At 43.6% G+C, this 26,238-nt stretch carries 26 protein-coding genes; 16 read left to right on the top strand and 10 right to left on the bottom strand.

Features of this window, described 5'->3' with window-relative positions:
• Positions 1 to 57: 57 nt before the first annotated feature.
• The 7 genes from ABRS97_RS00250 (at position 58) to ABRS97_RS00220 (ending at position 6,658) form a co-directional block, all read left to right on the top strand.
• On the top strand, positions 58 to 1,575 hold the full coding sequence (locus ABRS97_RS00250) for a DUF4153 domain-containing protein (protein ID WP_367810890.1): 1,518 nt from the start codon (positions 58 to 60) through the stop codon (positions 1,573 to 1,575).
• A gap of 209 nt (positions 1,576 to 1,784) precedes the next feature.
• The gene (locus ABRS97_RS00245; RefSeq protein ID WP_367810889.1) at positions 1,785 to 1,958 is read left to right on the top strand and encodes a hypothetical protein; all 174 of its coding nucleotides are present in this window, start codon (positions 1,785 to 1,787) and stop codon (positions 1,956 to 1,958) included.
• Between the two features lies 1 nt (position 1,959).
• Positions 1,960 to 2,517 (top strand): N-acetyltransferase, encoded by a 558-nt coding sequence (locus ABRS97_RS00240; protein WP_367810888.1) that lies wholly within the window; start codon positions 1,960 to 1,962, stop codon positions 2,515 to 2,517.
• 195 nt (positions 2,518 to 2,712) lie between these two features.
• On the top strand, positions 2,713 to 3,237 hold the full coding sequence (locus ABRS97_RS00235; protein WP_367810887.1) for a YfiT family bacillithiol transferase: 525 nt from the start codon (positions 2,713 to 2,715) through the stop codon (positions 3,235 to 3,237).
• 84 nt (positions 3,238 to 3,321) lie between these two features.
• Positions 3,322 to 3,753, top strand: a complete 432-nt coding sequence (locus tag ABRS97_RS00230) for a GNAT family N-acetyltransferase (protein ID WP_367810886.1) — start codon at positions 3,322 to 3,324, stop codon at positions 3,751 to 3,753.
• 133 nt (positions 3,754 to 3,886) lie between these two features.
• Positions 3,887 to 4,402 carry a GNAT family N-acetyltransferase gene (locus tag ABRS97_RS00225; protein ID WP_367810885.1) on the top strand — a complete coding sequence of 172 codons (516 nt, stop codon included), beginning with the start codon at positions 3,887 to 3,889 and terminating at the stop codon, positions 4,400 to 4,402.
• A 435-nt stretch (positions 4,403 to 4,837) separates the two neighbouring features.
• Positions 4,838 to 6,658, top strand: coding sequence for a stalk domain-containing protein (locus tag ABRS97_RS00220; protein WP_367810884.1), 1,821 nt, complete (start codon positions 4,838 to 4,840; stop codon positions 6,656 to 6,658).
• A 355-nt stretch (positions 6,659 to 7,013) separates the two neighbouring features.
• Here the strand turns inward: ABRS97_RS00220 and ABRS97_RS00215 are convergent, their stop codons facing one another.
• On the bottom strand, positions 7,014 to 7,223 hold the full coding sequence (locus ABRS97_RS00215) for a substrate-binding domain-containing protein (protein WP_367810883.1): 210 nt from the start codon (positions 7,221 to 7,223) through the stop codon (positions 7,014 to 7,016).
• 137 nt (positions 7,224 to 7,360) lie between these two features.
• Here ABRS97_RS00215 and ABRS97_RS00210 point away from each other — a divergent pair, with 137 nt between their 5' ends.
• The 4 genes from ABRS97_RS00210 to ABRS97_RS00195 all read left to right on the top strand — a co-directional run bounded on the left by ABRS97_RS00210 (position 7,361) and on the right by ABRS97_RS00195 (position 11,019).
• Positions 7,361 to 8,557, top strand: a complete 1,197-nt coding sequence (locus ABRS97_RS00210) for an S-layer homology domain-containing protein (protein ID WP_367810882.1) — start codon at positions 7,361 to 7,363, stop codon at positions 8,555 to 8,557.
• Between the two features lie 103 nt (positions 8,558 to 8,660).
• Positions 8,661 to 9,512, top strand: a complete 852-nt coding sequence (gene modA, locus ABRS97_RS00205; protein ID WP_367810881.1) for a molybdate ABC transporter substrate-binding protein — start codon at positions 8,661 to 8,663, stop codon at positions 9,510 to 9,512.
• A gap of 11 nt (positions 9,513 to 9,523) precedes the next feature.
• Positions 9,524 to 10,180: a molybdate ABC transporter permease subunit gene (modB, locus tag ABRS97_RS00200; RefSeq protein ID WP_367810880.1), complete on the top strand. Its 657-nt coding sequence runs from the start codon at positions 9,524 to 9,526 to the stop codon at positions 10,178 to 10,180.
• Between the two features lie 128 nt (positions 10,181 to 10,308).
• The gene (locus ABRS97_RS00195; RefSeq protein ID WP_367811391.1) at positions 10,309 to 11,019 is read left to right on the top strand and encodes a YebC/PmpR family DNA-binding transcriptional regulator; all 711 of its coding nucleotides are present in this window, start codon (positions 10,309 to 10,311) and stop codon (positions 11,017 to 11,019) included.
• Between the two features lie 74 nt (positions 11,020 to 11,093).
• Here the strand turns inward: ABRS97_RS00195 and ABRS97_RS00190 are convergent, their stop codons facing one another.
• The 5 genes from ABRS97_RS00190 to ABRS97_RS00170 form a co-directional block, all read right to left on the bottom strand.
• Positions 11,094 to 12,188, bottom strand: a complete 1,095-nt coding sequence (locus tag ABRS97_RS00190; RefSeq protein WP_367810879.1) for a Ger(x)C family spore germination protein — start codon at positions 12,186 to 12,188, stop codon at positions 11,094 to 11,096.
• Positions 12,179 to 13,288, bottom strand: a complete 1,110-nt coding sequence (locus tag ABRS97_RS00185) for a hypothetical protein (RefSeq protein WP_367810878.1) — start codon at positions 13,286 to 13,288, stop codon at positions 12,179 to 12,181. The genes ABRS97_RS00190 and ABRS97_RS00185 overlap by 10 nt, the downstream gene beginning before the upstream one ends.
• Positions 13,289 to 13,291: 3 nt before the next feature.
• Positions 13,292 to 14,629 carry a spore germination protein gene (locus tag ABRS97_RS00180; protein ID WP_367810877.1) on the bottom strand — a complete coding sequence of 446 codons (1,338 nt, stop codon included), beginning with the start codon at positions 14,627 to 14,629 and terminating at the stop codon, positions 13,292 to 13,294.
• 318 nt (positions 14,630 to 14,947) lie between these two features.
• Positions 14,948 to 16,150: a macrolide family glycosyltransferase gene (locus ABRS97_RS00175; protein ID WP_367810876.1), complete on the bottom strand. Its 1,203-nt coding sequence runs from the start codon at positions 16,148 to 16,150 to the stop codon at positions 14,948 to 14,950.
• 117 nt (positions 16,151 to 16,267) lie between these two features.
• Positions 16,268 to 17,224 (bottom strand): quinone oxidoreductase family protein, encoded by a 957-nt coding sequence (locus tag ABRS97_RS00170; protein WP_367810875.1) that lies wholly within the window; start codon positions 17,222 to 17,224, stop codon positions 16,268 to 16,270.
• Between the two features lie 617 nt (positions 17,225 to 17,841).
• Here ABRS97_RS00170 and ABRS97_RS00165 point away from each other — a divergent pair.
• The 4 genes from ABRS97_RS00165 (at position 17,842) to ABRS97_RS00150 (ending at position 20,713) form a co-directional block, all read left to right on the top strand.
• Entirely contained in the window at positions 17,842 to 18,531 is a 690-nt protein-coding gene (locus tag ABRS97_RS00165; RefSeq protein WP_367810874.1) for a phosphotransferase enzyme family protein, read from the top strand.
• Positions 18,532 to 18,573: 42 nt separating this feature from the next.
• Positions 18,574 to 18,828, top strand: a complete 255-nt coding sequence (locus ABRS97_RS00160; RefSeq protein ID WP_367810873.1) for a hypothetical protein — start codon at positions 18,574 to 18,576, stop codon at positions 18,826 to 18,828.
• A 323-nt stretch (positions 18,829 to 19,151) separates the two neighbouring features.
• Complete coding sequence (locus ABRS97_RS00155) at positions 19,152 to 20,162, top strand: zinc-dependent alcohol dehydrogenase family protein (protein WP_367810872.1); 1,011 nt, start codon at positions 19,152 to 19,154, stop codon at positions 20,160 to 20,162.
• Between the two features lie 119 nt (positions 20,163 to 20,281).
• On the top strand, positions 20,282 to 20,713 hold the full coding sequence (locus tag ABRS97_RS00150; RefSeq protein WP_367810871.1) for an SRPBCC family protein: 432 nt from the start codon (positions 20,282 to 20,284) through the stop codon (positions 20,711 to 20,713).
• 380 nt (positions 20,714 to 21,093) lie between these two features.
• Here ABRS97_RS00150 and ABRS97_RS00145 read toward each other — a convergent pair whose 3' ends face one another.
• Together ABRS97_RS00145 and ABRS97_RS00140 are read right to left on the bottom strand one after the other, a co-directional pair.
• Positions 21,094 to 22,572, bottom strand: coding sequence for an MFS transporter (locus ABRS97_RS00145; RefSeq protein WP_367810870.1), 1,479 nt, complete (start codon positions 22,570 to 22,572; stop codon positions 21,094 to 21,096).
• Positions 22,573 to 22,671: 99 nt separating this feature from the next.
• Positions 22,672 to 23,244, bottom strand: coding sequence for an isochorismatase family protein (locus tag ABRS97_RS00140; protein ID WP_367810869.1), 573 nt, complete (start codon positions 23,242 to 23,244; stop codon positions 22,672 to 22,674).
• 126 nt (positions 23,245 to 23,370) lie between these two features.
• On the opposite strand from ABRS97_RS00140, the gene ABRS97_RS00135 reads away from it, so the two are divergent.
• Positions 23,371 to 24,252, top strand: coding sequence for a TetR/AcrR family transcriptional regulator (locus ABRS97_RS00135; protein WP_367810868.1), 882 nt, complete (start codon positions 23,371 to 23,373; stop codon positions 24,250 to 24,252).
• A 199-nt stretch (positions 24,253 to 24,451) separates the two neighbouring features.
• Here the strand turns inward: ABRS97_RS00135 and ABRS97_RS00130 are convergent, their stop codons facing one another.
• Entirely contained in the window at positions 24,452 to 25,282 is an 831-nt protein-coding gene (locus ABRS97_RS00130) for a carbohydrate ABC transporter permease (protein WP_367810867.1), read from the bottom strand.
• The gene (locus ABRS97_RS00125; RefSeq protein WP_483312396.1) at positions 25,282 to 26,169 is read right to left on the bottom strand and encodes a carbohydrate ABC transporter permease; all 888 of its coding nucleotides are present in this window, start codon (positions 26,167 to 26,169) and stop codon (positions 25,282 to 25,284) included. Before ABRS97_RS00125 ends, ABRS97_RS00130 begins: the two co-directional genes overlap by 1 nt.
• Positions 26,170 to 26,238 lie beyond the last annotated feature (69 nt).

The raw sequence follows: 26,238 nt of genomic DNA, 5'->3' as shown, positions 1-26,238 counted from the left end.
TAAAAGGCAGGAATTCACAAATCCACGATGGTTTGTAATCAAAGGAGAGACAATGCGATGAGAGATCCTGCACCATGGCAAAAAAAGTATGCGCTAATGCTGTTGTTTGCCTGCTTGTTCGGTTTGGCCATCCAATATTTATTCATTGGGCATGCCGCAGGCGTTTCGGTTTTGTTAGGAATTATTGGTTTTTACAGTATGTACTTTTATACGATAAAGGGGAGGTTAGGCGGTTTCGATCAATGGAAAGGGCAGGCGATCGTTGGGTGGCTGCTGCTCATTCCCGTGTTTCTGTTGGCGATGACTTATATGATATATGCCAGTAGCCTGTTCCGCTTGTTGAACAGCTTGGCTCTGCCTTTTGTATTGGTCATGCAGACGTTGGTTTTATCCCGCAGCAGCAAGCATCCCTGGTATCGCGTTTCATTTTTCCAAGATGTATGGCACCAATGTTTCGTGACGCCGTTTAGGCATATTCCCGTACCGTTTGGCATTTTAAAAAGCTTATTTTCTAGCGGTGACAATTCACATTCAAAGTGGGGGCAGTTACGTAAAGCTGCTCTAGGCCTGCTGCTGGCAGCACCTATTTTGTTCATTGTCATTGCGTTGTTAGCTTCGGCTGACCGAATTTTTCAATCGTGGTTATCCGAAATTCCGCGTTGGTTCGGCGATGTATCCATTCTGGAAGCCATTTTTCGCATCTGTACTGCTGTGTGTATGGCTATTTACTGCTTTTGTTATTTATGGGGCATTCTTTTCCCGAAAATGGCTGAGGCAGCAAGTACAACGAACTCTGAAGATCAACCCCAAGACGATTTGTCACTGGAGTCACGTAAAAGCTTCTCCCTTGATCCAATTACAGCCATGACGTTCTTGGGCAGCATCAATTTCGTCTATGTTCTATTTGCTGTGATTCAGTTTTCCTATTTGTTCGGTGCGGCCAAGGGCTTGCTTCCATCAGGTGTAGCTTATGCCGAGTATGCAAGAAGAGGGTTTGCCGAGCTGGTGCTAGTCGCTATTATCAATATGGGTTTGCTGCTCTCTGGCTTGCATCTCATCCGCCGGATGGGGCGCTTCGTCGAAATTTTACGCCGAATCATGCTATCTATGCTAATCGGGTGCACGATCGTCATGCTGACCTCGGCCTATAGCAGGCTGTCCTTGTATGAAGAAGCCTATGGGTTTACTCAAACCAGATTGTTAGTTCACGGATTTATGCTGTTCCTCGGCGTGTTGCTCATTTTAGCCTTTTTCCGAGTATGGTGGGAGCGCATTTCCTTGTCCAAAGCCTATATTGGCTTCGCCATCCTTGCCTATGTTCTGATGAACTACGTCAATCTAGATCAAAAAATAGCCGTCAATAACATTGAGCGCTATGAACGAACTGGCGACATTGACCTTGTGTATCTAAGTAAGCTTTCAACAGATGCCATGCCGGCGCTATTGGAACTGCAAGCTAAACATCCCGAATTGCCATCTCTGGAACTGACGCTAAGCACGATGAGGGCTGCCGCCCAACAGGATGCATGGTCTTCTTGGAATTTATCGAAGTATAGAGCAGGGAAGTTAAATTGATGTGGGATTGTTCCTATTTACATAAGTTGAAATTGCACTGTTTTCTGATGCAAATCACAGATCTAACAATCAAAAACGTTTAGATCCTCTTGGTAAATTATGCTATTCCTCGACAAGACAAAATGATATACTAGAGTTGTCAAAAGGTATTAGAACTTCGCGGTCGGCGTACACTATTTCTAGAAGGAGATTTCTAGGAGGTGCCGTGAATGGATAGAGATGAAAGGAAGATAAAACTGATGGCCAAACCAATCGATGCTACTCCTATACTCAAGGGACAAGATTTAGTTGATTTTGTAAACTCTCTTTCCAAAAGGGACTCTAAGGAAAGTGCTGCTAAAAGAAAGTCTGCTCTTTCTTTATTGAAAAGAGTCAAGAAGTAACATGAAGTATCGTGATACCGGGGAATACGAAGTAATATCACAAAAGGTTTCTTTAGTGCCTTTTGACGAAATTTATCTTATCCAACCTTTCGACTGCGGGGTAACAGATTATAATAATTTCTTAGTACACGATGCAAGAAAATACATAAGTATGGGAATCAGTTCTGTTCATCTTCTTATAGAAAACGGAACTGATTTTGTTTTGGGTTATTTAGCGCTTTTAACTGATTCATTTTTACTTGATAAATCTGAAAAAGAGAAAATGGAGCTGGATATCCCTTTTAGTTCCGTTCCTGCGTTAAAGATAGGCAAGTTAGCTACACATAAAGATAGAAAAGAACACCATTATGGTTGTTACTTACTTGAATTAGCACTCGGTCATGCACAAGAATTATTGGAAAACGGCATTGCCTGCCGGTTCTTGACTTTGGATGCCGACATTGAATTTAATGCTACAAATCCAGAATTTTATGAACGCAATGGGTTTGTAAGAAATCAGCACAAGACGCTCAAAAGCAGGGAACATAGCGTTAGTATGAGATATGATATATTCGAGTAACATAAAGTAATATACCAAAAATCTCGGGACAGTCACTGAATGAAAAGTGCTGTTCTTTTTTGTTTCAATTATCCGAGAAGGAAGAGGAACAAGAAGAGGAGCAAGCTATTATTCGCCATAGACCCAGCCATACAACTCTCCGCAGAAGGCGATCATCTTATCAATAATGCGATTCAGTGGGAGGTTCATTCAGGGGTGGAAAAATTACGTTATCCAATAGGTCAATTTGAACCGATTCTCAATCCTTCTATTGAAGTGCGAAAAAACGTTGTCAATCGAATTCCTGAAATTACAATTACACTTAGAAGTCTGTTGAAGGATCTTAAACATGATCAACTTCATATCCCATATCGTCCTGGCGGATGGACCATTCAACAAATCGTGCATCACTTAGCTGATAATGATATGAATGCTTATTTGCGGTTCAAACGGGCGATGACGGAAGATGAGCCTCTAGCGGACTCTTATCGCGAAGATTTATGGGCAGAATTAATTGATTACAAGATCACCCCTGTCGAGAGCTCAATAGTGCTTCTTGAAGTACTCCACAGTCGGTTTCTGGATCTAATAAATGGATTGAATCCGAGTGATTTTAATAAAGTATTGAGAACCCAAGTGTTAGGTAAAATTACACTGGATACTGCACTCCAAAGATTTGCTTGGCATAATCAGCATCATATTTCACAGATAAAATCTTTAATAGACAGCAAGGGATGGTAAAGGCTATGGTTATGTTAATGAGGAGAGACCAGAATTAGGAATGGCGATTCGATCGGAATATAAGGGGAGAGGTGCTAAATAGACATGGAAGTAAAGTTTAATGACTATGTGATTAGTGACAATAAAGAACTACTAGATTTAAAGACGATAAAAGAATTTTTGGCAAGAAGTTATTGGGCGAATACAAGATCGGAAGAGAGAATTGAAAGATCCATTGAAAACTCCGTTTGTTACGGGATTTATCACAATCGTATACAGGTTGGATATGCTAGAGTCGTTACCGACCACGCTACCGTTTACTATTTATGTGATGTATTTATTGATGAAGCGCATCGCGGGAAAGGAATTGGAAAGAAATTGATCGAAAGTCTTGTTACCTCTGAAGAATTAAAAGACTTGACAGGGGTATTAGGAACACTCGATGCTCATGAGCTATATAAACAATATGACTTTGAATCGGAGCCAGAGCGCTTTATGAAAAGACGTCCTGATTATGTTCGGAATTTAGGAAATTAACTGGTAAAAGGAATTCCACGACTCATACACACATATTGCCTTTTCGATTGGCGAAGAACAGGGCAGTTAGATGATCGATTGAACTATTATCGAAGTGATAAAAAACATATGCTGTTTTATGAGGATGAGAAAAGTGAATGAAGTTGAAATTCGCTGGGCAACTTTCGATGATTGTTTGCAGATAGGACAAGTACATAATGAGGCTTATATTAGTGCCTATGAAAGTATGATTCCTGAAACATATTTAAGAATGCTTACAAGTAAAGAGAGACAATTCGATTGCGAGCATTCTTTAAGGAATGGCTTGGAGAAGACAGCGATTATTTTAGTCGATGGTATTATAATTGGGTTACTGATTTTAGGTGTTGGCAAAGAAAAAGAATTCGATGAAACATTTGCTGAAATAAAAGCGATCTATTTGTTGAAGCCGCATTGGGGAAAGGGATATGGGAAGAAACTGTTAAACTGGGGATTATCCAGATTACGTGAATTAGGTTATTTGAATGTTTATTTATGGGTGTTAAAAGAAAATACAAATGCCATTCATGTTTATAACAAAATGGGTTTTAGATTTGACGGTGAAGAACGGTTAATTGAGCGTGGAAAAGAATGCATTCAATTAAGATGTTCGATGGCGATAAGAGCGTGAGCATGGTAAGGAGAAAAATTTGACCTTCAGAACCAACTTGCATTCCTGAGAATTATTTGGGAAATGGAGAAGAGTGGACAGGCACAGTTTATGCGAAATCCTCGAGCGGGCCGTTGGATGCAACGGTTTTTTATTGAAAAGAAGTCCCTTGGTCAGTTCATCTGCCTGGGACTTCTTTTATTTTCTGGATTTCACAATCGAACCGAAGTTAAGAAGTATACTTTCGGATGCCAAAAGTATCCTTTTGGATAATATAGTTTTTTGTCTTAAGCTGTCATACTTGATTTTGCGATTAATGAACCTCGAGGAACAGGAGGAGTGAAGAAGGGATTAGTCGGATTAACGGTTAATTAACCGCTATTTAACGAAGGTAGCACCTTGCAGGCCACCTGGGAGAAAGACTGGAGAAGAGAAACAAGGGAGGAAACAGTTAGCATGTTCAAAATACGAAAAAAAATACAATCTGTCTTGATGAGCTCGGTGCTGGTAGGAGTGATCGCTTTCGCCGGTATCGCTTCTGCTTTTGGTGAGTCGACGCCAACCGGTGTGGACATCAAGGAATTCAGTCTGCTGGATACGGCTACTGATGTTGTCGGTGCGGCGGACTTCACACCAGAGGGCAACAAGGACGGTCACTTCAAGCTTATGCTGAGTCTCGCTCAGAAGACGGTCATTAAGTCCGTTGTACTCCGTTCTACGGATGATTACGGCAAGGATAATTACCAGGGGGTGTGGAGAACTAACCGCGTCACCACTGGATGGCTGCTCGGTATTGTGCAGGACAAAACCCTTGTTACAGCAAGCGGCACTACCCACGAAAGTGAAGTTATTAACCCGGGTTTTCGAAAAGATGTGAAAGAACCGGTAGGCGAGTTCGCAGGAGAACTCACGTTCGATTTGTACGCCAGCAATAACGGCACGATCAAGGAAACACAGTATTATGTGTTGGAAATTGAGACGCCGCAAGGCACGGTTGTATCCAAACCGATTAAATATAAGAAGCCGATGACATCGGGAGGGACTTCGAGCTCACCTACACCGGCGCCAACATCTTCTCCGAGTCCTGCCTCTCCAACGCCATCATCAACTCCGGCACAAAATACGCCGACACCTTCGTCAAGTCCAACACCGCCAACGCCTTCATCAACTCCAGCATCAACGCCAACTCCTGCAGAAGGTCCAACCATTCATGTGTTTTTTAAAGGGCAAGAGCTGCATTTTGACGGTGCTCAGCCTATACTGAAGGACGGTTCAACGCTAGTCCCATTCCGCAAGTTGTTTGAAACTCTTGGCTTTACTGTGAAATGGGTTGAGACGGAAACTACCCAACAGGCAATTGGAACTAAGGACGGTCTCACCATAGAATTAACAATAAATAGCACTACTGCTAAGGTAAATGGAAATCAAGTTACTTTGGATATTCCTGCGCAGATTATTAATGGATCCACATTAGTTCCATTACGTTTTGTGGCGGAGAACAGCGGTTATCAAGTCACATACGCTAAAGATGGCAACGTTGCAACGATCCAGATCAATGACGGCGATGTGATTGCTGATCCCCAACCAACGCCAGATCCAACTCCGGAACCGGCTAAAGAGGAAATCGAACCCTATGTTGTAAAAGGTTTCGTGCGAGACGTGAAAGGCAATCCAATCTCAGGTGTTACGATCTATGCGGATAATACGTTGCTCTATGACAGCAACATTCTCGGCGTCACTGATGAGTCTGGACACTATCGGATTGAATTGCCGGAAGTTACTACTTCTTGGCGAATGGGTGCAGATCTCACCAAACCGTTTAACGGCAAGAGTTTCACCTTCCATTTAAGCGCTGACGTCGATCAGCCTCTTGCGGGAAGTACGGGAGCCGTTCGGGATTTTACTTGGACGAAATTCGATGGGCAAATTTATATCTATCCCTATTTTGAGTTTGATGCCTCTCTGCCTGACTTCCAAATAGGCGATCTGGAATTGACGCTCACGCCTGTAGGTCCGTTACTAGATGGCAGCATAGGCAAAACGATCATAAAGCATGTCGGCCCTGTCCAAGGCGGCCTTGGCATTGATCATATACCGATTGGCAAGTACAAGGCGACCGCCAGATGGCTGCCGGACGGACACGAACCATTAGCCATGCAGATAAGAATAAATTATATCGGTAAATACGCTGAGTTTGCCGAATTCGAATTCGATAAACCTAGAGGAGCGTCCACTTCCAACTATTTAAGTGAACTTGAAGTCAGACTCCCACAGTGAATGAACTAAAAGCAAGACCTTTGCCAGCATGAACTGGTAAAGGTCTTTTTTGAACCTCCTCGGACTAAACGCGGCAATTGAGGCAGCAAGAGCACCTAAACGATCAACTGCAAAAACATGATTTCGTAGCAAAAAGAACCTCTTCTGTGAAGAAGTTCTTTTTGCTATTTTAGTACAAACAAAAAAGGGGAGGAGCGCAGTTTTTGTCGATACCCAATTTAGGATGTGTTAGTGAATATAACATATTTTGTTGAATTCAATCGTAAAACGATATATATTGAATATAACTATCTTTATCTATTTATATTTAAACATAGTTCAACGAAGCGTGTTGTCGAACTAACATTGGTGTTTCTCAGGTTTCATACAAGATTTCACCTGTTCGAGACATGTCGTAACCGGAAATCGCTTGCAGCTCCTTTTTGAATAAATCGGGCTGCAGAATTTGCAAAAGGGATTGAATCCAAGATTGATTTTCCGTGTTTTTAAGCATCACGAGATCATAACGCTCTTGGATCAATGGAATAAAATCAATTGTCCAACAATGGAGGCTGTTTGCACGCATCTAATGCAGCCAGTATTAAAATTGATGAGCTGGGATAATCCACTATTTTTTGCAACGATAAGCCGCACGGATTGAGGTTCAGTTCATTTTACATATCAATGAATAACTACAAAAAAACGCAAGGGAGATATGCTATTTTGCTGAAGGAACATGATTTGAATTATCCAGTTCTCAGAAAGTTTTCACTGCTTATTGCAATGATATTCGCCGCATTCGCTTGGTTTTTGATGCATCCGGGCCATTCATCTGCACAGACCGTGTCGGTGGAAGTTTACGTGGATGAAAATCTTGTTCAAACCATTTCTTCGAGTGATCTCGTTGTTAGCAATCAACTGACACCCAACCCCATTTCCTACTCAACCGTCAATAATAAATCGGGACAGACGCGTTATTACTCTGCAAAGGGGGTAACTTTGGAAGATCTGCTAACAAAGCCGGCTTTTGGAGTTAAGTTGAGAAAAGAGGATATCGCGACCGTTAAAATTATTGGTTCCGACCAGTATGCCAAAACTTTTTCCTCACAAGATGTGTTTAGCCTTCGCTACTATTATCCAGCCATAAGCGCAGACTCCCAATTAGCCGTATCCGTTCCTGCGATGCTTTCTACAAGTTGGGCGGGGAGTATTTCTACAGACGCAAATAAGTTCGAGTCAGCGGATGCACTAGGCTTTTTCATCGGTCAATCCTTTAGTTCAGAAAAAACGAATTCATTGTTCGTCAAGAACGTTTCAACAATCCGCGTCACTACTGCAACAAGCAAGAAGAGTCCATTCACCGACATCGATAATCACCCAGCCAAGGAAGATTTGAATATTTTGGCGGCTAAAGGGTATTTAAGCGGAATTGAGGGGGATCATTTTGATCCAAAGCGAGAAATCACTCGCGCAGAATTTACATCTATTTTAGTCAAATCTTTAGGAATTAATAAGTTAGGGGAAGTGAAGACTAGTTTTCGCGATATTTCTCTAGGGGATGCTTATTATTCTGAAGTGAACGCAGCACATGAACAGGGAATTGTTGCTGGATTTGAAGACAATGTGTTTGCACCGAACAAGAAAATTACACATGAAGAAGCACTCACAATGATTACTAGGGCGATAGAGGGGACAAGGAAATTCGATACTGACATAACCGAGAACGAATTAAATCACTTGGAATCCAACTATTCTGACGCAAAGCAAATAAGCCTCTGGGCCCGAGGTCCGATGGTTATAGCCCTTAAAAACAATCTAGTCACTAGTGATAAGGGAATGATTTTCCCAAAAAATAGTCTGACCTGGGCGGAAACCGCAACGATGTTCGTGAAATTGTTGAAAAATGCAGGTTTACTTTAATTAAGATTAGTTACAAATGCTATAGTTGAGTTTACAATAACTTGTTTCATAGTTATAATAATTATGTTTATTTATACTTATATATAATTTTGGAGGGGATCTTATGTTTAAAAATATTAAAAGTAGTATGGCTCTATCTTTCATCTTGGCTGTAATGTTAGTAGTTGCAGGCTGCGGTGCGGCACAAAAACCAGAAACTACTAATAATGCCAGTACACAAGCTCCAAGTACGGCTGCTCCGAGCCAAAAACCGACTGAAACCGTAGAGCTGACTGTGTCAGCGGCAGCAAGCATGACTGATGCGCTTAAGGAAATTCAGAAAGCTTATGAAACTAAAAACCCTAACATTAAATTGAACTTCAACTTCGGTGCATCCGGTGCGCTTCAGCAACAGATCGAGCAAGGTGCGCCGGCTGACTTGTTCCTATCCGCAGCAACCAAGAACTTGAAAGCGCTAGTTGATAAGCAGCTAATTGATGCGAATCAACAAAAAAAATTATTGACCAACGAACTGGTAGCTGTCATTTCTACTGACGGGAAAGCATCGATCGGGAACGTAGCGGATTTGTCCAAAGCGGAAGTGAAGAACGTCGCGATTGGCATTCCTGAGAGCGTTCCGGCTGGCAGCTATGCGAAAGAAGCACTTACAAACGCGAAACTTTGGGATATCCTGCAGCCAAAGCTGGTTCAAGCGAAAGACGTAAGACAAGTGCTTCAATATGTAGAAACAGGAAATGCTGATGTTGGTGTCGTTTATAAAACAGATGCTTTAACCTCGCAAAAAGTGAAAGTCGCATACACCGTCGATCCAAAAACATATACACCCGTCGAGTATCCAATCGGAATCGTAAAGGCGACGAAACATAGTAAAGAAGCCGATGGTTTTTACACCTATTTGCAGTCTAAAGAAGCACTTGACGTTTTCGTTAAATACGGATTTTCTGTCCTCAATTGATTGTGACCGTTATGAATTGGCATGAATTTTGGGCTCCTATTAAGCTATCGTTGCAAATTTCATTTTTATCGAGCCTTGTGGTCGTTGTACTCGGTGTGGGAGCTGCTTGGTGGATATCTCGAAGATCGTTCAAAGGAAAGACGATCATTGAAACAACTTTTATGCTGCCGCTAGTTCTTCCGCCCACTGTAGTAGGTTTTATACTTTTAGTCATGCTGGGCCGTAAAAGCTGGTTCGGTCAGTTCATCGAATGGCTTTTTGCCGCACCAATCATATTTACATGGTGGGCTGCCGTGATCGCTTCGATCGTGGTGGCCTTTCCACTTGTGTATCAAACAATGAAGGTAGGTTTCTCTGGCGTGGATCGGGAAATGGAGGGAGCTGCGCGCTCAATCGGAGCTAGCGAATGGCAGGTATTCAGATACATCACGCTTCCATTGACTTTTCGCTCATTACTATCTGCCTATATTCTCGGCTTTGCTCGCGGTCTTGGCGAATTCGGGGCAACATTGATGATAGCGGGCAATATACCGGGTAAAACACAAACCATTCCGACAGCCATCTACGTTGCTGTCGATGCAGGCAATACGACGATGGCTTGGGCTTGGACATGCTCGATTATCATCATTTCCTTCATCATGCTGATTCTTACGAGACAAAGAAATTAGCGTAACATGAAAGTCGCAGAATGCAGCGGCTTTTTTTTATGTGACTCATAGCTCGATTTATTTTTTTCCATTTAGATTGAAAATGGGTTATGATGTGTAGTGAAATAAAAAAAGAAAGTGGGATTGTCGTGGGCCGTAAGTGGAATAACATTAAAGAGAAGAAAGCCTCAAAAGATGCAAATACAAGTCGAATTTACGCAAAATTCGGACTTGAGATTTATGTAGCAGCACGGAAGGGTGAACCGGACCCTGAAGCAAACCGTAGTTTGAAAGTTGTACTCGAACGGGCAAAAACCTACAATGTGCCGAAAGCAATTATTGATCGCGCCCTGGATAAAGCAAAAGGCAACTCAGATGAAATTTATGTGGAACTTCGTTATGAGGGTTTCGGGCCAAATGGTTCGATGGTCATTGTGGACACGCTGACGAATAACGTGAACCGTACAGCTTCAAGTGTACGTGCTGCCTTTAGCAAAAATGGGGGCAATATGGGTGTGAACGGTTCCGTTGCTTACATGTTCGATGCCACTGCGGTTATCGGTATTGAAGACAAGAACAGCGATGAGATCATGGAAATTTTGCTGGAAGGGGATGTAGACATTCGTGACATCGTTGAAGAGGATGAAATCGTAATGGTCTATGCTGATCCCGATCAGTTCCATGTTGTTCAAGAATCACTCCAAAAGGCTGGAATAACGGAGTTTTCCGTTGCAGAACTGACGATGTTAGCTCAAAATTACGTCACCTTACCGGAAGATGCCCAAGCGCAATTTGATAAATTAATTGATGCTTTGGATGATTTAGAGGATGTACAGCAGGTGTATCATAACGTGGAATAATTGTAATAAGAATAGCTGTATGTGTAGCCGCGCATTGCGCGGCTTTTTTATTTTATGATTCCTGCAGTTGCTTATCAACGAACCAGACCAGTGCTTTCGATAATTACGCGTGTATCCACTTCAAACTTAACCTGAGGGTAAACGGATTGCCAATGTTTCCAGTCCTTCTCTTTGCCGAAATATTGGCCAAGATAATGGAGTCCGAACCCGTAAGGGTCAACGCTGGCGTCCCGGATTTTGTATAACAGAGCTTCTGCATCCTCTTTGAGATGTTCCTCAAGCAATTTCTGGACTTCGGGAATATTTTTATTCATTAAATTCAGCGGGCTTTGCTCAACGATTCCGGTAACTTTGAGTTTCATCTTAACTGTGGGGACGTAATCTTTCGTAATCGAAATGTCCCGGGAGACTCGTGATACGTAGAAAGCTAGCCGCTTTCCGTTATAATTAATGTGAATGCCAGAACGGCTAAATGCATTTGAGCTCAAATTATAAAGCTGTGTTTCCTCCTTATTCAGTACGAGGCGTTCTTTTATTTTATTAAGTAAAGCCAGATTCTCAACGACATAAGAATCGCCATCAAAGCTAATGATCGGAAAGTAGGGGTCCACACCTTTCTCTTTGAATCGGCGAAAACTATCGAATAGATGTTCGGTCACTGTGTATGGGGAAACCGTTCCTTCTTTGCCGAAGGTGAGAAAAAATGAGTTGCCAGCCATTCGCTCTGAAGTCGGGTTTGCTAATAAAACTTTGTTGGCATTCGGCTCCGCAACGGCAGAGTAAGAGATCAATTGAATGTCTCGTCTCCTTGCTAGCCAATTGAAAGGTTCTTCCATCGACTCCTTCACTAAGCTGTCTCCGAAAAGAAACATTCGGCAATGTCCGAAATCGAGCTCCTTATCGACATGCGCTTTGAGATTTCTAACCGCTTCCGCGATGCTTAGCGCTTCCAACTGCTCGATCTGGCTTTCCGCTAGCCCTTCTCCGATTTTGGATGTAGGAACAGCAAGCCGAAGCGTTATGAGGTATGGTTTATCCTCTTTACCCGTCCAATCAATTCCCATGGCGACGACAAAGAACCGTTTATCGATGTCTTTGAATCCGCATCCACTAAGGAAAAAACAGACTTGCAGTAGGAGTAAAACAGTGGCGATTTTTGTTACGTGCATGATTTCTCCTTCTTTCTCTTCCATACGAAATAGAGCATCATGAAAAGGAATATGATTTCTGTGAAAAAGCGCGTGACAATCCATACTTTGGTTATAAATTCGTTTTTTTCTAAATTTACAAATTTCATAAAAACGAAAGAGGCAGCGCCGATTGCTAACGCTAACCATAAGTTAATATGGGGAACAGGATCTTCTTCTACTGTGACAGTTCGGGCAATTGTATGCCTGATAAGCATAATGGTCGTATGCCAAGTGTTCATCACGAACAGAAGCGAAAGTCCAGTGAAGAGGAGCAGAAAGACGAACAATACTCTGTTGATGAAACCGTATTCCATAACCATGGAGTCCGCTGTCATGCTCCACAGGTAGACGTAATCTTGCACGCCTACGGTTCCGTGGAAGCCAATAGGAACGAAAAAAGTAACGGCGAGGAACAAAGTTCCGAACAAAGGAACGACCCAACGAAAGCGGAACTTAAACCCCGCGACATGCAGTCGATTGAAGATGACGAGGCTCGTATAGCCGGAAAACAAAAAAGTAGAGGCTGCGACTGTTATGAAAGTTGGCGGCTTGTTTACATAACCGGCAACGTAACGTATGGCGTCCCAGTTCAGGTTTTCGTTAAAAATACCTTTGAACAGAAACATAATAAGCAGAGGAGAACTCATGATCATCATGATCTCATGGATGAATTGGACCGAACGGGTTGATCGGCTACTTGCCCAAACTGCGGCGCTTGCCATGAGCAGCAAGTTAAGATATGGATTCATGTCAGGGTAGAAGAACATCCGTACCGTCTCGGAATAAGAGTAGATGACAATGGTTCCAGCAGGTAACCAGATAAATAATCCAGCATATAAGTTAGTAACATTGGAAAGCCATCTAGGTAAATAAAGATCACATATTTCGGGGAAACCCAGACCAGGGAATCGTTCAAAGCAGGCCATCGTCACGAGTGAGAGAATGGTTCCAATGACCGTTGCGATGAGCATGCCCGAAATCGCGCCATTAAACCTATCTCTTATAAGTAATGAAGGAACGAACATCATAATGTTTATCATTCCGACATAGAGAACATGGTAGTAGGTATAACGGGACATTCCTTACTTTGCCCCCTTTCCATGATGATGCGCTTTCGCCTCCATTTTCGGTACGTACATAGCTAAATAAGGTTGGCCAAAGCTTCTAAGATTGCACCAATAGACGATCAATGTGAAGAGAAGAACGACCACGCCAAGCAGTCCAAAGAAAATAGAACCCAATACGAAGATGTATTTAATGAACCGAACTGAATATCCAAAGCCGTTGTTTGGAATAACGAAATTTGAAATTGCGACGACCGAAGTTACGATAATCATAATGCTGCTCACTAATCCTGCCTGTTGGATGGATTGGCCTAGAATCAAGCCTCCAACGGTTGTAGCTGTTGAACCGATATAGCGTGGAAGGCGAAGACTTGCCTCGTTCAATGCTTCGATCATAAACAGCATGATAATGACCTCGATGAACGCAGGGTAGGGGACGACGACCCTGCTTCCCGCTATCGATAGTGTCAATTGGACACGCAGCACTTCAGGATTATATGAGACAATAGAGATATAAAGAGCGGGTAAAGTAATTGTTAAAAGCATCGCGAAATAGCGGAGAACCAGGAGACATTTACTCATCCAAAATGATTCATAATCGTCGTCCATCGCGTGAAGGAAATCGAAAAGCCGCACAGGAAAAAGGAGGCCGAATCGGCTTCCATCCTGAAGAAGGGCAATTTTTCCGCGTTCCAACATGATTGAGATGCGGTCAGGTCTTTCTGTTTGAAGAATGATTGGAAAAAACCTGTGCCTACGTCCTGAAAGCTCCTGCATCAACTGACCGGCAGCACGGAGCATCTTGATGCGAACCTTAGGCAACCGCTCGTTCAATAGTTTGAGTACATCTTCATTAACAAGATCTTTGTCGTAGAGCACTGTAACGCGTGATTTCGAGATTTCACCGAGGATGTGCTGTTCCACGCATAGAGAAGGGACGTTATACCGTAGACGTATAAGGCTGATGTTTAGATCCAAATCTTCAGTCAGCGCAGTTTGAGGACCTTGAAGAGCTGCTTCTACTTGAACTTCATCAGGCTTATCCTGCATTTTACGTTGGACATCATAACGAAACACTTGATCTTCAATTTTGAACAAAAGTGTGCCTTTCAGCAGTAATTGCGTCCAATATTCGGGATGATCTACTTTGCCAAAGTTGGGATTCGAGTTGAGCATACGATCGAATTCTTCTGGATCAAAACAATAGGAATAAGGGACAATTAATCCATCTTTGATCAATGTCTGATCGCAAAGAGAAGGGAAATAACAAATCTCCATTTGGATGTATCCATTGTCCAGAGTGTCATAGGAAAGATCAGATGGATTATTCATTTCGTCGCGGATTTGTTCGATCATACCTTGTCCTCCAATTCCCTCACTTTACCATTTTGCTTAGCGTGCCCTGAATGGAGGGAGAACATACGATTCTCTACTTCTAAGTCAGCTTCAAGAGGAAAAAACGGACGCAGAGGTGACGAAGAGTTGTTTATCGAGATTCGAATGGCATCCCTACTTCAGTGACGCGGCCTTCGGACGTCTTCGCGCTAAACATTTAGTCATGGGGTATTAACGCGGTGTCGTGTTAAATAAGTTGAACATAAAGAAGGCTGCCGATACTTTCTCGACAGCCTGACCATCCATAATAGGATGGACTCTCTCTTTTAGGTTTACATGTTAGATATGGTTTTGTCTTTTAAATTCGAAAATCTCATCAACAGCTTGATGATACCCGCCAGATTTTCGAAAGGATTCCTTCATAGTTGCAGCAACTTCCTTGAAGGATGAATGGCTTAACACATGATCTACGGCTTCACGCAGCTGATTTGCAGTCAAGCTTTGCATCTGCAATTGAATGCCAGCTCCGATTTTGGCGACTTGCCCCGCAATGATCGGCTGATCTGCGCTTTGTGGGATTACAATTAGCGGAACACCGCAATAGAAGCCTTCAGTGGTACTGTTCATACCACCATGTGTAATAAATAGTTTCGTGTATTGCAGGACATCCGTTTGTGGAACATAATTTTTTACAATGAAATTAGCGGGAATTTCCCCTAAGTCAGAAATAGAGGTGCTATTGCCAATAGACAGGACAATCGTATGATCCGTGTTTCCCAATGCTTCAAAACATAGCTTATAAAAATCTAACGATTGGTTAAAGACTGTACCCAACGAAATATAAATGGGGTTCTTCTCCTTGATCGAGGTCAAGTCGAAGTCCTCATGCGTTACGCTTGCTGAGATAGACGGACCTACAAACTTAAAAGATTGATCGAATGTTTCTACATTTGGTTGAAACTCCTTTGTTGTATAAACGATTGTAATCGGTGCAGGATTAAAGAATACTTCGTAAGGCGAATGAATCTCCACATTATAGCTGTCTTTCACCTTGGCCGTCAGGCTTTGATAGGTGTCGATTATCGGTTTAACGATCTCTTCTGGGACTGTCGTAGAAAAATCTTCCAACGCTTGATCAAATGATACATTTGATAGAGCAAAAGAAGTGCAAGAATTGATTGCAGGAAGTTTAAGAATTTGAGCGAGTATACGTCCACAACCCATCATGGAATCATGGATGATATAATCAAAATGCTCATCTTTGATTTGTTCAAGAACGCTTGGAATGACGATATCAGCCGTAAGTAAAAGACCGTTGACTTCTTGGTGTAAATAGTCTCTTCCACCTGAGAGAAGGGCTCTAATTAATGTTTGATCATCAAAGGTTCGTACTGTAGCCCCAAGATTCCCAATTCGCTCCCGAAAAGCTTCTATGGTAAAGTACACGACCTCTTCACCGCGTGAAATTAGCTCTTGCACAACGCCTATAGTTGGATTGATGTGTCCCTCTGATCCAATACAAATAAATAAAACGCGCGCCATCTCCATCACTCCTTAAGGCTGATTAAATAACAATCCTACGACAATATTTCATATCTTACGACTAACGTCCTCCATATTAACGCCAGCGCTTTAAAAATTTCATTTTCCATGTGTGTTTTATTGTACCTTTACAACGGGACGAGGCGTCAAAGGCGCATGCCAAGCAGCCTCGATGTCTTCAAGAACAAACTCCGTAGTGGCGATTTTAATGTTCTCTTCGGCGACCATATCAAATACACTTTTCACGGCTGATAGCATTTCAGACTTAGAAACACTCTTACCACCGCTACCCAGTAATTCGATTTTTGATGAGCGAAGAATTGAAGATGGGATTGTGATGCTTTCTTGTCCGGATGAAGTTCCAATGCTCACAAAACGTGTTGTGTATTCTGAATTTACCTTAGCGATAGCTGACATGATGGCAATGGCACTATCTCCCCAAAGATAATCCAAAACAACGTCCACACCTTCCGTTACAACTGACTTCATGGCGTTTTCGAACAATTCTTGTCCATCGTCGATAGTCATATCAAATGCAATGGCCACGTCAGCTTCGAGAGCTTGCAACTTTGATTCGCTCCGACCAGTAACTATAATCTTCTTTGCTCCCAAATACCTGGCAATCTTAACAGCTAAGCTGCCGGATGCCCCAGTTCCCCCATTAATCAGAACAGTTTGGCCAGGTTGAAAGCGAGCTCGAAATACCAATGCAGCCCATGATGACATAGCTGGGTTGGCGATAGCGGCAGCAGTAATATCATCAATTCCATCTGGTAAACGGACAATCTGCTTTTCGCTGACGACTGTTTGCTCAGCCAAGCTACCATAAGGAGCAGCAGGTAGCGCAAAGTATACGCGAGATCCATCTTCCAAAGTACCGACACCGTCAATACCGGCGATAATAGGAAAATTCATTTCTGATAAGTAATGCATACCCATTGAACCGAACTTGCTAACTCGACTCAAGGCTACTTGAGAAACGTTAATTAAAAATTGTCCGCTTGTTGGGACGGGTGAATCAAAATGACTAAATTCGGGAATTGCCCCCTTTTGTCTTACGATAGCTGCTTTCATAGATAACATCCTTCCCACTTGTATTATGTGCATATTGCACATAAATTACAATAACATAATTATGTGCAATATGCACGCATTATATTTTCTAGTAAGGGGACTTCCAGCGAAGCTGTCATGAAGTGTTCGAATCATCGTGGAAGAAAAAAATACGGATCGGGGAATACGAAAGATTCTGGCCAAATATTCAGAGGAAGCCGGACTTGTGCAAAAGCTGTCGCCGCACAGGAAACGGATGGAAGGCTATTCAGCCTGTGCGTCAGGGAAAGACAGGCCATGCGCTGCTCCAATGCAATCATTTCCATTTAATTGGAATTGGAAATTGCTGCTATGAATAATCTAGGGTAATATGAAATTAACATGATTTTGAAGGGAGTGAGCGGCATGAAACGCCGGGCTATTACTACTACTGTTATTTTAAAGGTGATTCTTAACTGAATATTGAAGGCAGACATTAGTCTGCCACTTTAAAGGATATTGCTGCTCATTTTTCTATTATTGAGAGGGTCTATTTGTTGTACCCTCTTTAAGGATTAAAAAGACCGCAGGTATAACCTTGCGGTCTTTTTGCGCGCAAAAATAAAGGAAATTTTTATGAAATGATAAGGAGAATGTCTATGTTGAAATTAAAATATCTTTTTAATAATGAGAATTTAGCCGAAATGCTTTTGGGAAACTGGGAATACGACAAGGAATCAATTGATATGTTTCAGTATTATAGAATATCTTCAAATGCTATTTATCCATTTCAGCTTGCAGGAAAAACCCGACTTTTGAGATTTGCTCCAAAAACAGAGAAAAGTAAAGAGAATATGTTAGCGGAACTCGATTTTATATCTTACCTCTGCACAAAAAGCTATGGAGCCCTTGAATCGGTTGTGTCAAAAAATGGGGAAGAGCTTGTGGAGGCGCAAACACCATGGGGTGATTACTATGCATCAGTATTTAAACGTGTATCAGGAGTACAGATTAGTAAGACAGATTTTAGTGATGGAATCGTATTTAGCTATGGAAAAGCATTAGGGAAACTTCATTATTTATCTAGTGAGTATGCACCTACTAACTACAAGAGATGGTCATACAGTGATGTATTGGCTTGGATTCAAGACGTTTTAATTGATTTCCCACAAGAAACGGCAGCATTAATGGAATCTAAACGATTGCATGAGTATTTTTCTTCTATTCCGACTACAAAACAAAATTTTGGGCTTATTCATTATGATTTTGAATGTGATAATGTCTTTTATGATGAAGCAACTGAATCTTGTAACGTTATTGATTTCGATGATGCAATGTATCATTGGTAAGTAATGGATATTGAACAGGCACTTGATAGTTTGAGAGACTGTATGCCAAGTGATATTTTTAATCAGAAAAAACAATGCTTTTTGAATGGATACCTTACTGAATATGCTATTTCAGAGGATTTTTCAGCTATTATGCCAGCATGCAGGAGGTTTGCTAATTTATATGGATATATTCGCTGTCTTAGGTCAATGTCAGAGAAGTGGGCTAACGAGCCTGAATGGTTAATAAACTTGAGAGAAATGATAATAAAATCCATGGACGAAGAATCTCTTTGTTTTGGTATGGAAATTCATTAGAACATGGAATTGATAACAAAACGGACTCGCCTTTATTTGAAGGTGAGTCCGTTTTGAATTTAAACATATATCGTTAGCCGCGTGGCGGTCCCATGGCTTGACATGCAACTAAATAGTTGCATATAATAGGGGCATGGATAAATTTACCTCGCAACTACAGACGAGAAGCTTTGGGCAGACCTAACGAACACCGGATTCACTAAGCAGTTTTTTCGGTCAAGAAATCGTTTCGCGAGGCGTATCCGAAAAGGATATTCGCAAAGATGAAGGTAGTATGGAAGTATTTAACAATGGCGGCTTGCTATTTGAAGGAGAGATGTCCAATGAAAGCATATGAAATACAAGGCGGTTTCGGAATCGAAAATGTGAAGGGGGCTGAACATCCCGTCCCGGTTCCCGGTCCTAGCGAAGTGCTCATCAAGATGCTGGCGGTTTCGCTTAACTCCCGCGAACGGGGAGTGATCGATGGATTGTTTGACCCGAACATGAAGCTGCCACTTATCCCTGTATCGGACGGCGTCGGCGAAGTTGTGGGCTTGGGGGAGATGGCGTCTAAGTTCAAGGTTGGCGACCGTGTGAGCGCGATTTTTACCCAGAGCTGGATTTCCGGCGAACCGACGAAAGTCAACTGGATCAGTACGCTGGGATATCCGCTGGGCGGGCTTCTAGCGGAATATGCCGTCTTGCCCGAGGAAGGATTGGTTCGCGTACCCGGGTTCTTAACGGATGAAGAGGCAGCCACTCTTCCTTGCGCAGGTGTGACGGCGTGGCATGCCATCGTCGAGGAGGGCAAGATTAAAGCCGGTGAAACAGTCGTCGTCCAAGGAACCGGCGGCGTCTCCTTGTTCGCGCTCCAATTCGCTAAACTCCATGGCGCTACCGTAATCATTACGTCGAGCAGCGACAAGAAGCTGGAGCGGGCGAAGGCGCTCGGTGCTGATTTCGGCATCAATTACAAGCAAACTCCCGATTGGGATAAAGCCGTTCTTGATTGGACGAAGGGCGTTGGGGCCGATCATATCGTCGATGTTGGCGGTGCGGCTACGCTGAACCGGTCGCTCTCTGCATTGCGAGTAGGCGGGCGGATCAGTATCATCGGCCTATTGACAGGAGCCCGTGCGGAATTAGACATTGGCCCAGCCATCCTGAGGAAAGCGCGGCTTCAAGCGATTAACATCGGCAGCCGAGACATGTTCGAGGCGATGAACCGTGCGATCGAACGCTGTGAGCTTCATCCCGTCGTTGACCGCGTGTTCCCGTTCGAACACGCCATTGATGCGCTTCGTTACTTGGGCACAGGTGCGTATTTCGGAAAGATTTGCATCGTATTTTAAGAGCCAACCAATAGACGGTGAAGGCCACTCGAGAGATCGTAGCGCAAGGTTTCTTTGACGGAGTGGAGAAAGGGGAAGAGAAATCTTCCCATAACATATCGAGGAGGAGATTACCTGTTATGAATCAGAGTTTTAGCACTTCTTTTACAGTAGACCAAAGCCCCGATGAAGTTTTTGCTGCCATCAACAACGTCCGCGGATGGTGGTCTGAAGAAATCGAGGGCAGGACCGACGAACTTGGGCAATTCAAGCATCACTATCAAGACATGCACCGCTGCACGATCCAAATTACCGAACTTGTTCCTGGCAAAAAGGTGGTCTGGCACATTGTGGACAACTACTTTAATTTCGTCAAAGACAAGAGCGAGTGGAAAGATACTGACATTGTTTTTGAAATCGACAAGAAGGGTGACCATACGGAAGTGCGCTTTACACACGTAGGCCTCATCCCCGCGTACGAATGCTACAACGTCTGCTCGGACGCCTGGGGCTCCTGCATAAACGGCAGCCTGCGCAACTTGATTACCAAGGGTAAGGACCAGCCCAACTAAAACGAGTAAATTGCAAATAAACACGGCATAGAAAACTCGTAAAAACGACAGCTATTATTTGGGTTGTAGTCGAAGACAAGTTGAGTTGACACAAAAACACCCTCATTCATAAAGATGATTGAGGGTGTTTTTGTGTCAAAAAGATGGGGGTATTATTACACGTAATGTGGTGGCCAAGATTGAACTAAATGACATTAAAGAAGACCAACATTCGAGAAGTTCACAAAAAAATAAGCGGCTATTTAATTTTCAACTTTACTGGCTATTACTGATGCGCAATACGTTTGCGGGTGTTGTCAGCTACGCTGGTATTACCCCAAAATGGTACTTCGTTTACGTGATATCTTAACTCTATAAACAACGTCGCAAATGCGTCAAAGTCAAGTGACTGCTGAGGAGCTCTCGCAGGCTTTTTTCTGTTGTGGACGGAACCATGAGGCTGCAAGAGCCAACAGGGAGGTCCCTATTAGTGCGATGATGACCCAGCGGTAACCATGAATGACGAAAGCAAAATCAACGGTCGAAATCGCGTTGTTCTTTCCGGAATACAGCACGTTCTTCAGGTGGACTGGCAGCGCTGCGCCGACGATGGTTAAAGAAAGCGCCGTACTCAGCACCTGGCCCAAGTTATATAGCATGGACCGCAGTCCATTCGCCACCCCTCGGCTTTGCTCTGGGACGGACGACATAATCTCCGTCGTATTGGGGGTAAGAAATAATCCGGTCCCGATCCCGATTAACAGCATGCCGCAAGCGGTGACCCCGTAGGTGAAATTGCCCCCGACTACGAGTAGGAGTAGTAGAAGTCCTGCTGTAGAAATGAGAATGCCAAGCGAGGCCAGAACTCTAATGGCTACCCTCTTGGTCAACATGCCGGCAATCGGAGAAATGACCAACATCCCTATCGTAATTGGAAGGATCCTGAGACCGGCATCGAGTGCGTTTTGGTGGAAGGCAAACTGGTAATACAGCGCGAAGAGCAGGGCGACAGCTGTGCGGGCAAAGGAATTAAAAAATGTAGCGATGTTCCCCATACCGAACGTCCAGCTTTCAAAAAGGCTTAAATCCAGCAAAGGTGATGCTGAACGATGCTCATGCCATAAAAATAAAGGGGTCAATATGGCGAATACTGCAAAACCTCCGATTACCTGCAAGTCTCCCCAGCCCAACTCTCCCCCCTCGGATAAAGCAATGATTAGACCGGCTAAAGCGACAAAGATCATGATGCCTCCATATCCGTCCACTTTTGAATGGGGCCGCGTTAGGGACTTCTCCCTTAGAATCCAGAAGCCCCAGATGAGAGCAATGATCCCGAAGGGGACATTAGACCAGAACACCCACCTCCAGCCCCAAGCGGTCGTGACCATGCCACCGACGACCGGACCAAGCACCTGTGCGACGGAAGCGGACAATATATTCAGACCGAGTCCGGTCCCGAGCTGCGATTGGGGAAACGCATCGGTGATTAGCGGTGTTGTGTTCGTCACCACGAGCGCACCTCCGGCAGCCTGTACGATCCGAAGAAGAATTAGTATCTCTACATTAGGCGCAAAACCAAGTAGTAGACTGGATACGGTAAAGATGGCCATTCCTATTAAATACATCCGGCTTCTTCCGAAAATATCCGAAATTTGTCCAAAGATTAAAATCAGGATGGTGTTTACCAGCATATAGGAAAGCAAAATCCAGCTGGAAGCTGTGGCATTTGCATGAAATTGCTGGCTTAATTCCGGCAATGCGACATTTAGCGTTCCGATATTAATCAGAACTAGGAAAGCGCCGAGACTGGTTACAGATAAAACAAACCAGGGGTACATCCGGTCGGACTTGGGGCTTCTCCTTTGAGTAATAGCGATCAACCTCCCACTATAAAGTAATGTTTTCTCCCGGTTTCTCGCTCCTTAAATATAGAAACGACCCCTGGAACCTGATAGATCCAAGGGCACATCTCAATTGGTTCAAGCTTCAGCAAGGGCAGAGATGATTTCCTGTGTTGTCCGATTACGCCCAATACGTGGAAAAATAAAATTTTTCACGTAATCGTACTCGGCTTGAGAAAATCCGGTCGTGGCATCGATCGCAAAAATTTGCTGATACCCTTGCATAAACGCTTCCCGCGCGGTCGTATCCACGCCAAGCCCAGTAGCGATTCCGCATAAGACGATGGTGTCGATTCCCCGACGGCGCAACTGCAGGTCGAGTTCTGTTCCGTAAAAAGCCCCCCATTGCTTCTTGGTGATGATATGGTCTGTCTCGACGACCCGCATTTCCGGGACGATTTCATCCCATCCCTCAGGCAGATTCAATGGTGGCGCAGGCGAATCCAACTTCGGTCTCGGGATATCCTTAAGGTCCTTGCTAGATACCCGGACCAGGGCAACCATCGAGCCTTGCTCACGGAAAGCATCTGCCAAGGCGGCAGCGTTAGATACCACCTGCTCGGCGGTATAAGGGGAGTATTGATTGCCTAGCCATTTTTGCAAATCAATGACAACCAACGCTGTTTTTTTCGGATCCAACAATTTTTCCATTCCGTATGTTCTCCTAACCAATTAGATTTGACCTTTAGTTTTATATATTAAACACTTGGTCATTTGACTTTATGTTTTATATTTTGTACCATCATTCATAAATAGTCAAGTGGGGAGATTTTGTTTATGAGTGTGACAAGGGAAGAAGTTGTAAAATCGGCGGCGAAGCTTTTTAAGGAACGGGGGTTTCTATCGACGACGATACAGGATATTGCCGAGGATTGCGGTATTGCCAAAGGAAGCGTCTATAAATATTTCCCTTCCAAGGAAGACCTTTTCAGTGAGGTGTTTGATCAATGCCATAACGACTATTTTGATCAGGTCGATGAGCTGACGCGACTTCCTGGACTCTTGCCGGAAGAACAGTTTGTGCAGCAGATTATTCTGCGATTCCGTTATTTTATAGAGTACAAGCATATACTGGTCGAATTTACGGAGCTCCCAATCCAACAAGACCCCAAGTTCCAACCGCTTAGACACAAGGTTAGGGGGCGGCTCATCCGATGGCATAGTGAGTGCTTGCTGCATGTGTACGGCGAAAAAATCCATCCGTACCTATGGGATTTGGTTTCCATCTATCGAGCGATTCTGAAGGAGTACCTATTTTGGATTGTCTATGAAGAAAAGTCGTTATCTCTCGAGGAAACGGCGAAGTTCATATTGGACAAGCTCAATGTGCTCGTTAAGCATACGATAGCTTCCGATTTGAAGCCTCTACTGAAACAAGCTTCGTTCGAGAGGTATTTAAGCTGGGGGCTTGCGGACCGCCAAGGGGAGAAGGAGCAGATTCTTACCGAACTGTTCCGGGAGCTGGATTCGGCCTTTAACGCTCTTCCGGTCGGTGCCGAACATCGTTCGGAGCTGAAAGAGCTTTACCATTTTATCCAGACGGAGGTTAGAAAAGCGGAACGGAATCTCCCGTTGCTACAAGCTTCGCTATACTATTTGGAAAGAGAGAAGGAGCTTAAAAGTCTGATCATCCAGTTGAGGAATATTATTTTTTCTTAAACTAAACCAATGGACTAAATCGGAAATAAAATCCAATGAGCTGAGTTTTCGAAAGTATATTTCGAACTAGACAAGGGGAAGTTTATTTTACCGCCGAATGCAAAGACTTCTCTGAAATATTGCCTCTGTTCGAGATCCGCGATGAGTCCGGGGTGGGTCGGCTGCCAGCCCAGCAGCTCGCGGGTCAGCGTGTTTTAGGTTACCCCTTCACAGCCCCGGCGGCAACACCCTTCACAATGTGCTTCTGCAGCACAATGAAAACAAGAATCGAAGGCAATACGGCCATCACCATGGCGGCCATTGTGTATTGCCAATCCGTCGTGTATTGCCCGACAAAGGTGTAGGCGGCAAGCGTCAACGTTCGGGTCGAATCGGACCCGTTCACCATGATGAGAGGAAGAAGGAAATCATTCCATATCCACATCACGTCCAGAATGACGATTGTAGCTGTTACAGGCCGCAATAACGGGAAAATGATTTGGAAGAATAAATAGACCCCAGATGCGCCATCCATCGTTGCACTTTCATCAATTTCCTTGGGAATCCCTTTCGTAAATCCTTGATAAATAAAGACAGCCAGTGGTATGCCGAAGCCCCAGTATTGAATCCCCAATCCCCATGTACTTTCCGAAAGATGAAATTGTTTGGCCAGCTTCAGAACGGTAATCATAATTGTTTGAAACGGAATGAGCATGGGCACGATGCAGTACATGTAGATGATGGCGCTCGATTTTGACTTCGTACGTGCCAGCTTATAGGCAGCCATCGAGCCAAATAAGATAATGCCAGAAACACCGAGCACGGTAATAATCAGGCTGTTGAGAAAAAGGCGTGGGTAATTGAGAGAGGTCCATACATAGGCATAATTGGCAAACTGCAGTTTGTGGGGCATGGCTAGCACATCGGTCATGACCTCGCCGAACGTTTTGAACGAATTGAGGAGCACGAGCAGGATCGGAAATAGGAATTGAAAGGCGATGACGACCATGATCGTTTCAAGGAAGATGAGTTGGCTTCGTTTCATTCGCATTAAGCCTCAACCTCCTTGCTTTTGAAATATCGCAGTTGAACAATAGTGATCAACAGGATTGCAACGAATAACAGCAAAGCTTTGGCCGTTCCATACCCATACCTATTGTTCTGGAAGGTGTCTCGGTAGATATCCAGCGTGATGCTGTAAGACGACCCTCCCGGTCCGCCTCCCGTTAATGACAAGATAATATCAAAGACTTTCAGCGCATTGGTTAAAGCCATGAAAACAGAAATGGTGATGGCCGGTGCCAAAAGCGGAAGCATAATCGTAAAGAATTTGCGCATAGGACCCGCGCCATCCACGGTAGCCGCCTCCAGTAATTCCATGGGAATGGCTTGCAGTCCCGCAATATAGATAACGATGTAAAAGCCAATCGACTGCCAGATCGAGACAGCAAGGATAGAAAGAAAAGCAAGTCGAGGCTCTCCAAGCCAGCTTAGATCGAATACCGCTAATCCTGTGAGAGTGCTGAGCGAAGCAAATCCTTGTGCAAAGATGAATTTCCAAATGAACCCAACAATGATGAGACTAATGATATAGGGAATAAAGAAAACCGTTCGAAGAAAGGTGGATGTTCTTAATTTTTGATCAAGCATGATAGCAAGCAGGATGGCAATTGCGTTAACAAGGATGATGTATAACACACTGTATTTCAATGTGAACAACGACGAATCAATGAAATTGGCATCACGGCTAAAAATTTGTTTGAAATTGTCCAATCCGATAAAAGTCGGGCTTTTTTGGATGCCATTCCATTCCGTAAATGAGTACCCCATGCTCATGAGGAACGGAATGAAGAAAGCAAATAGTACACAGATCACTGCTGGAAGGGTAAATAAACCGAATTCTACACGTTCCATTTTTTTATTTCCAATCCTTGTCATCACTTCACCTCAGATGTATAGTTGCCGTATAACTTTTATTATAGAGAAAGCATTTGGGGGTTTAAATGT

The sequence above is a fragment of the Paenibacillus tabacirhizosphaerae genome, from assembly GCF_040812395.1.
Taxonomy (GTDB): Bacteria; Bacillota; Bacilli; order Paenibacillales; family NBRC-103111; genus Paenibacillus_E.
This window is presented reverse-complemented; position numbering and strand designations above follow the sequence as displayed.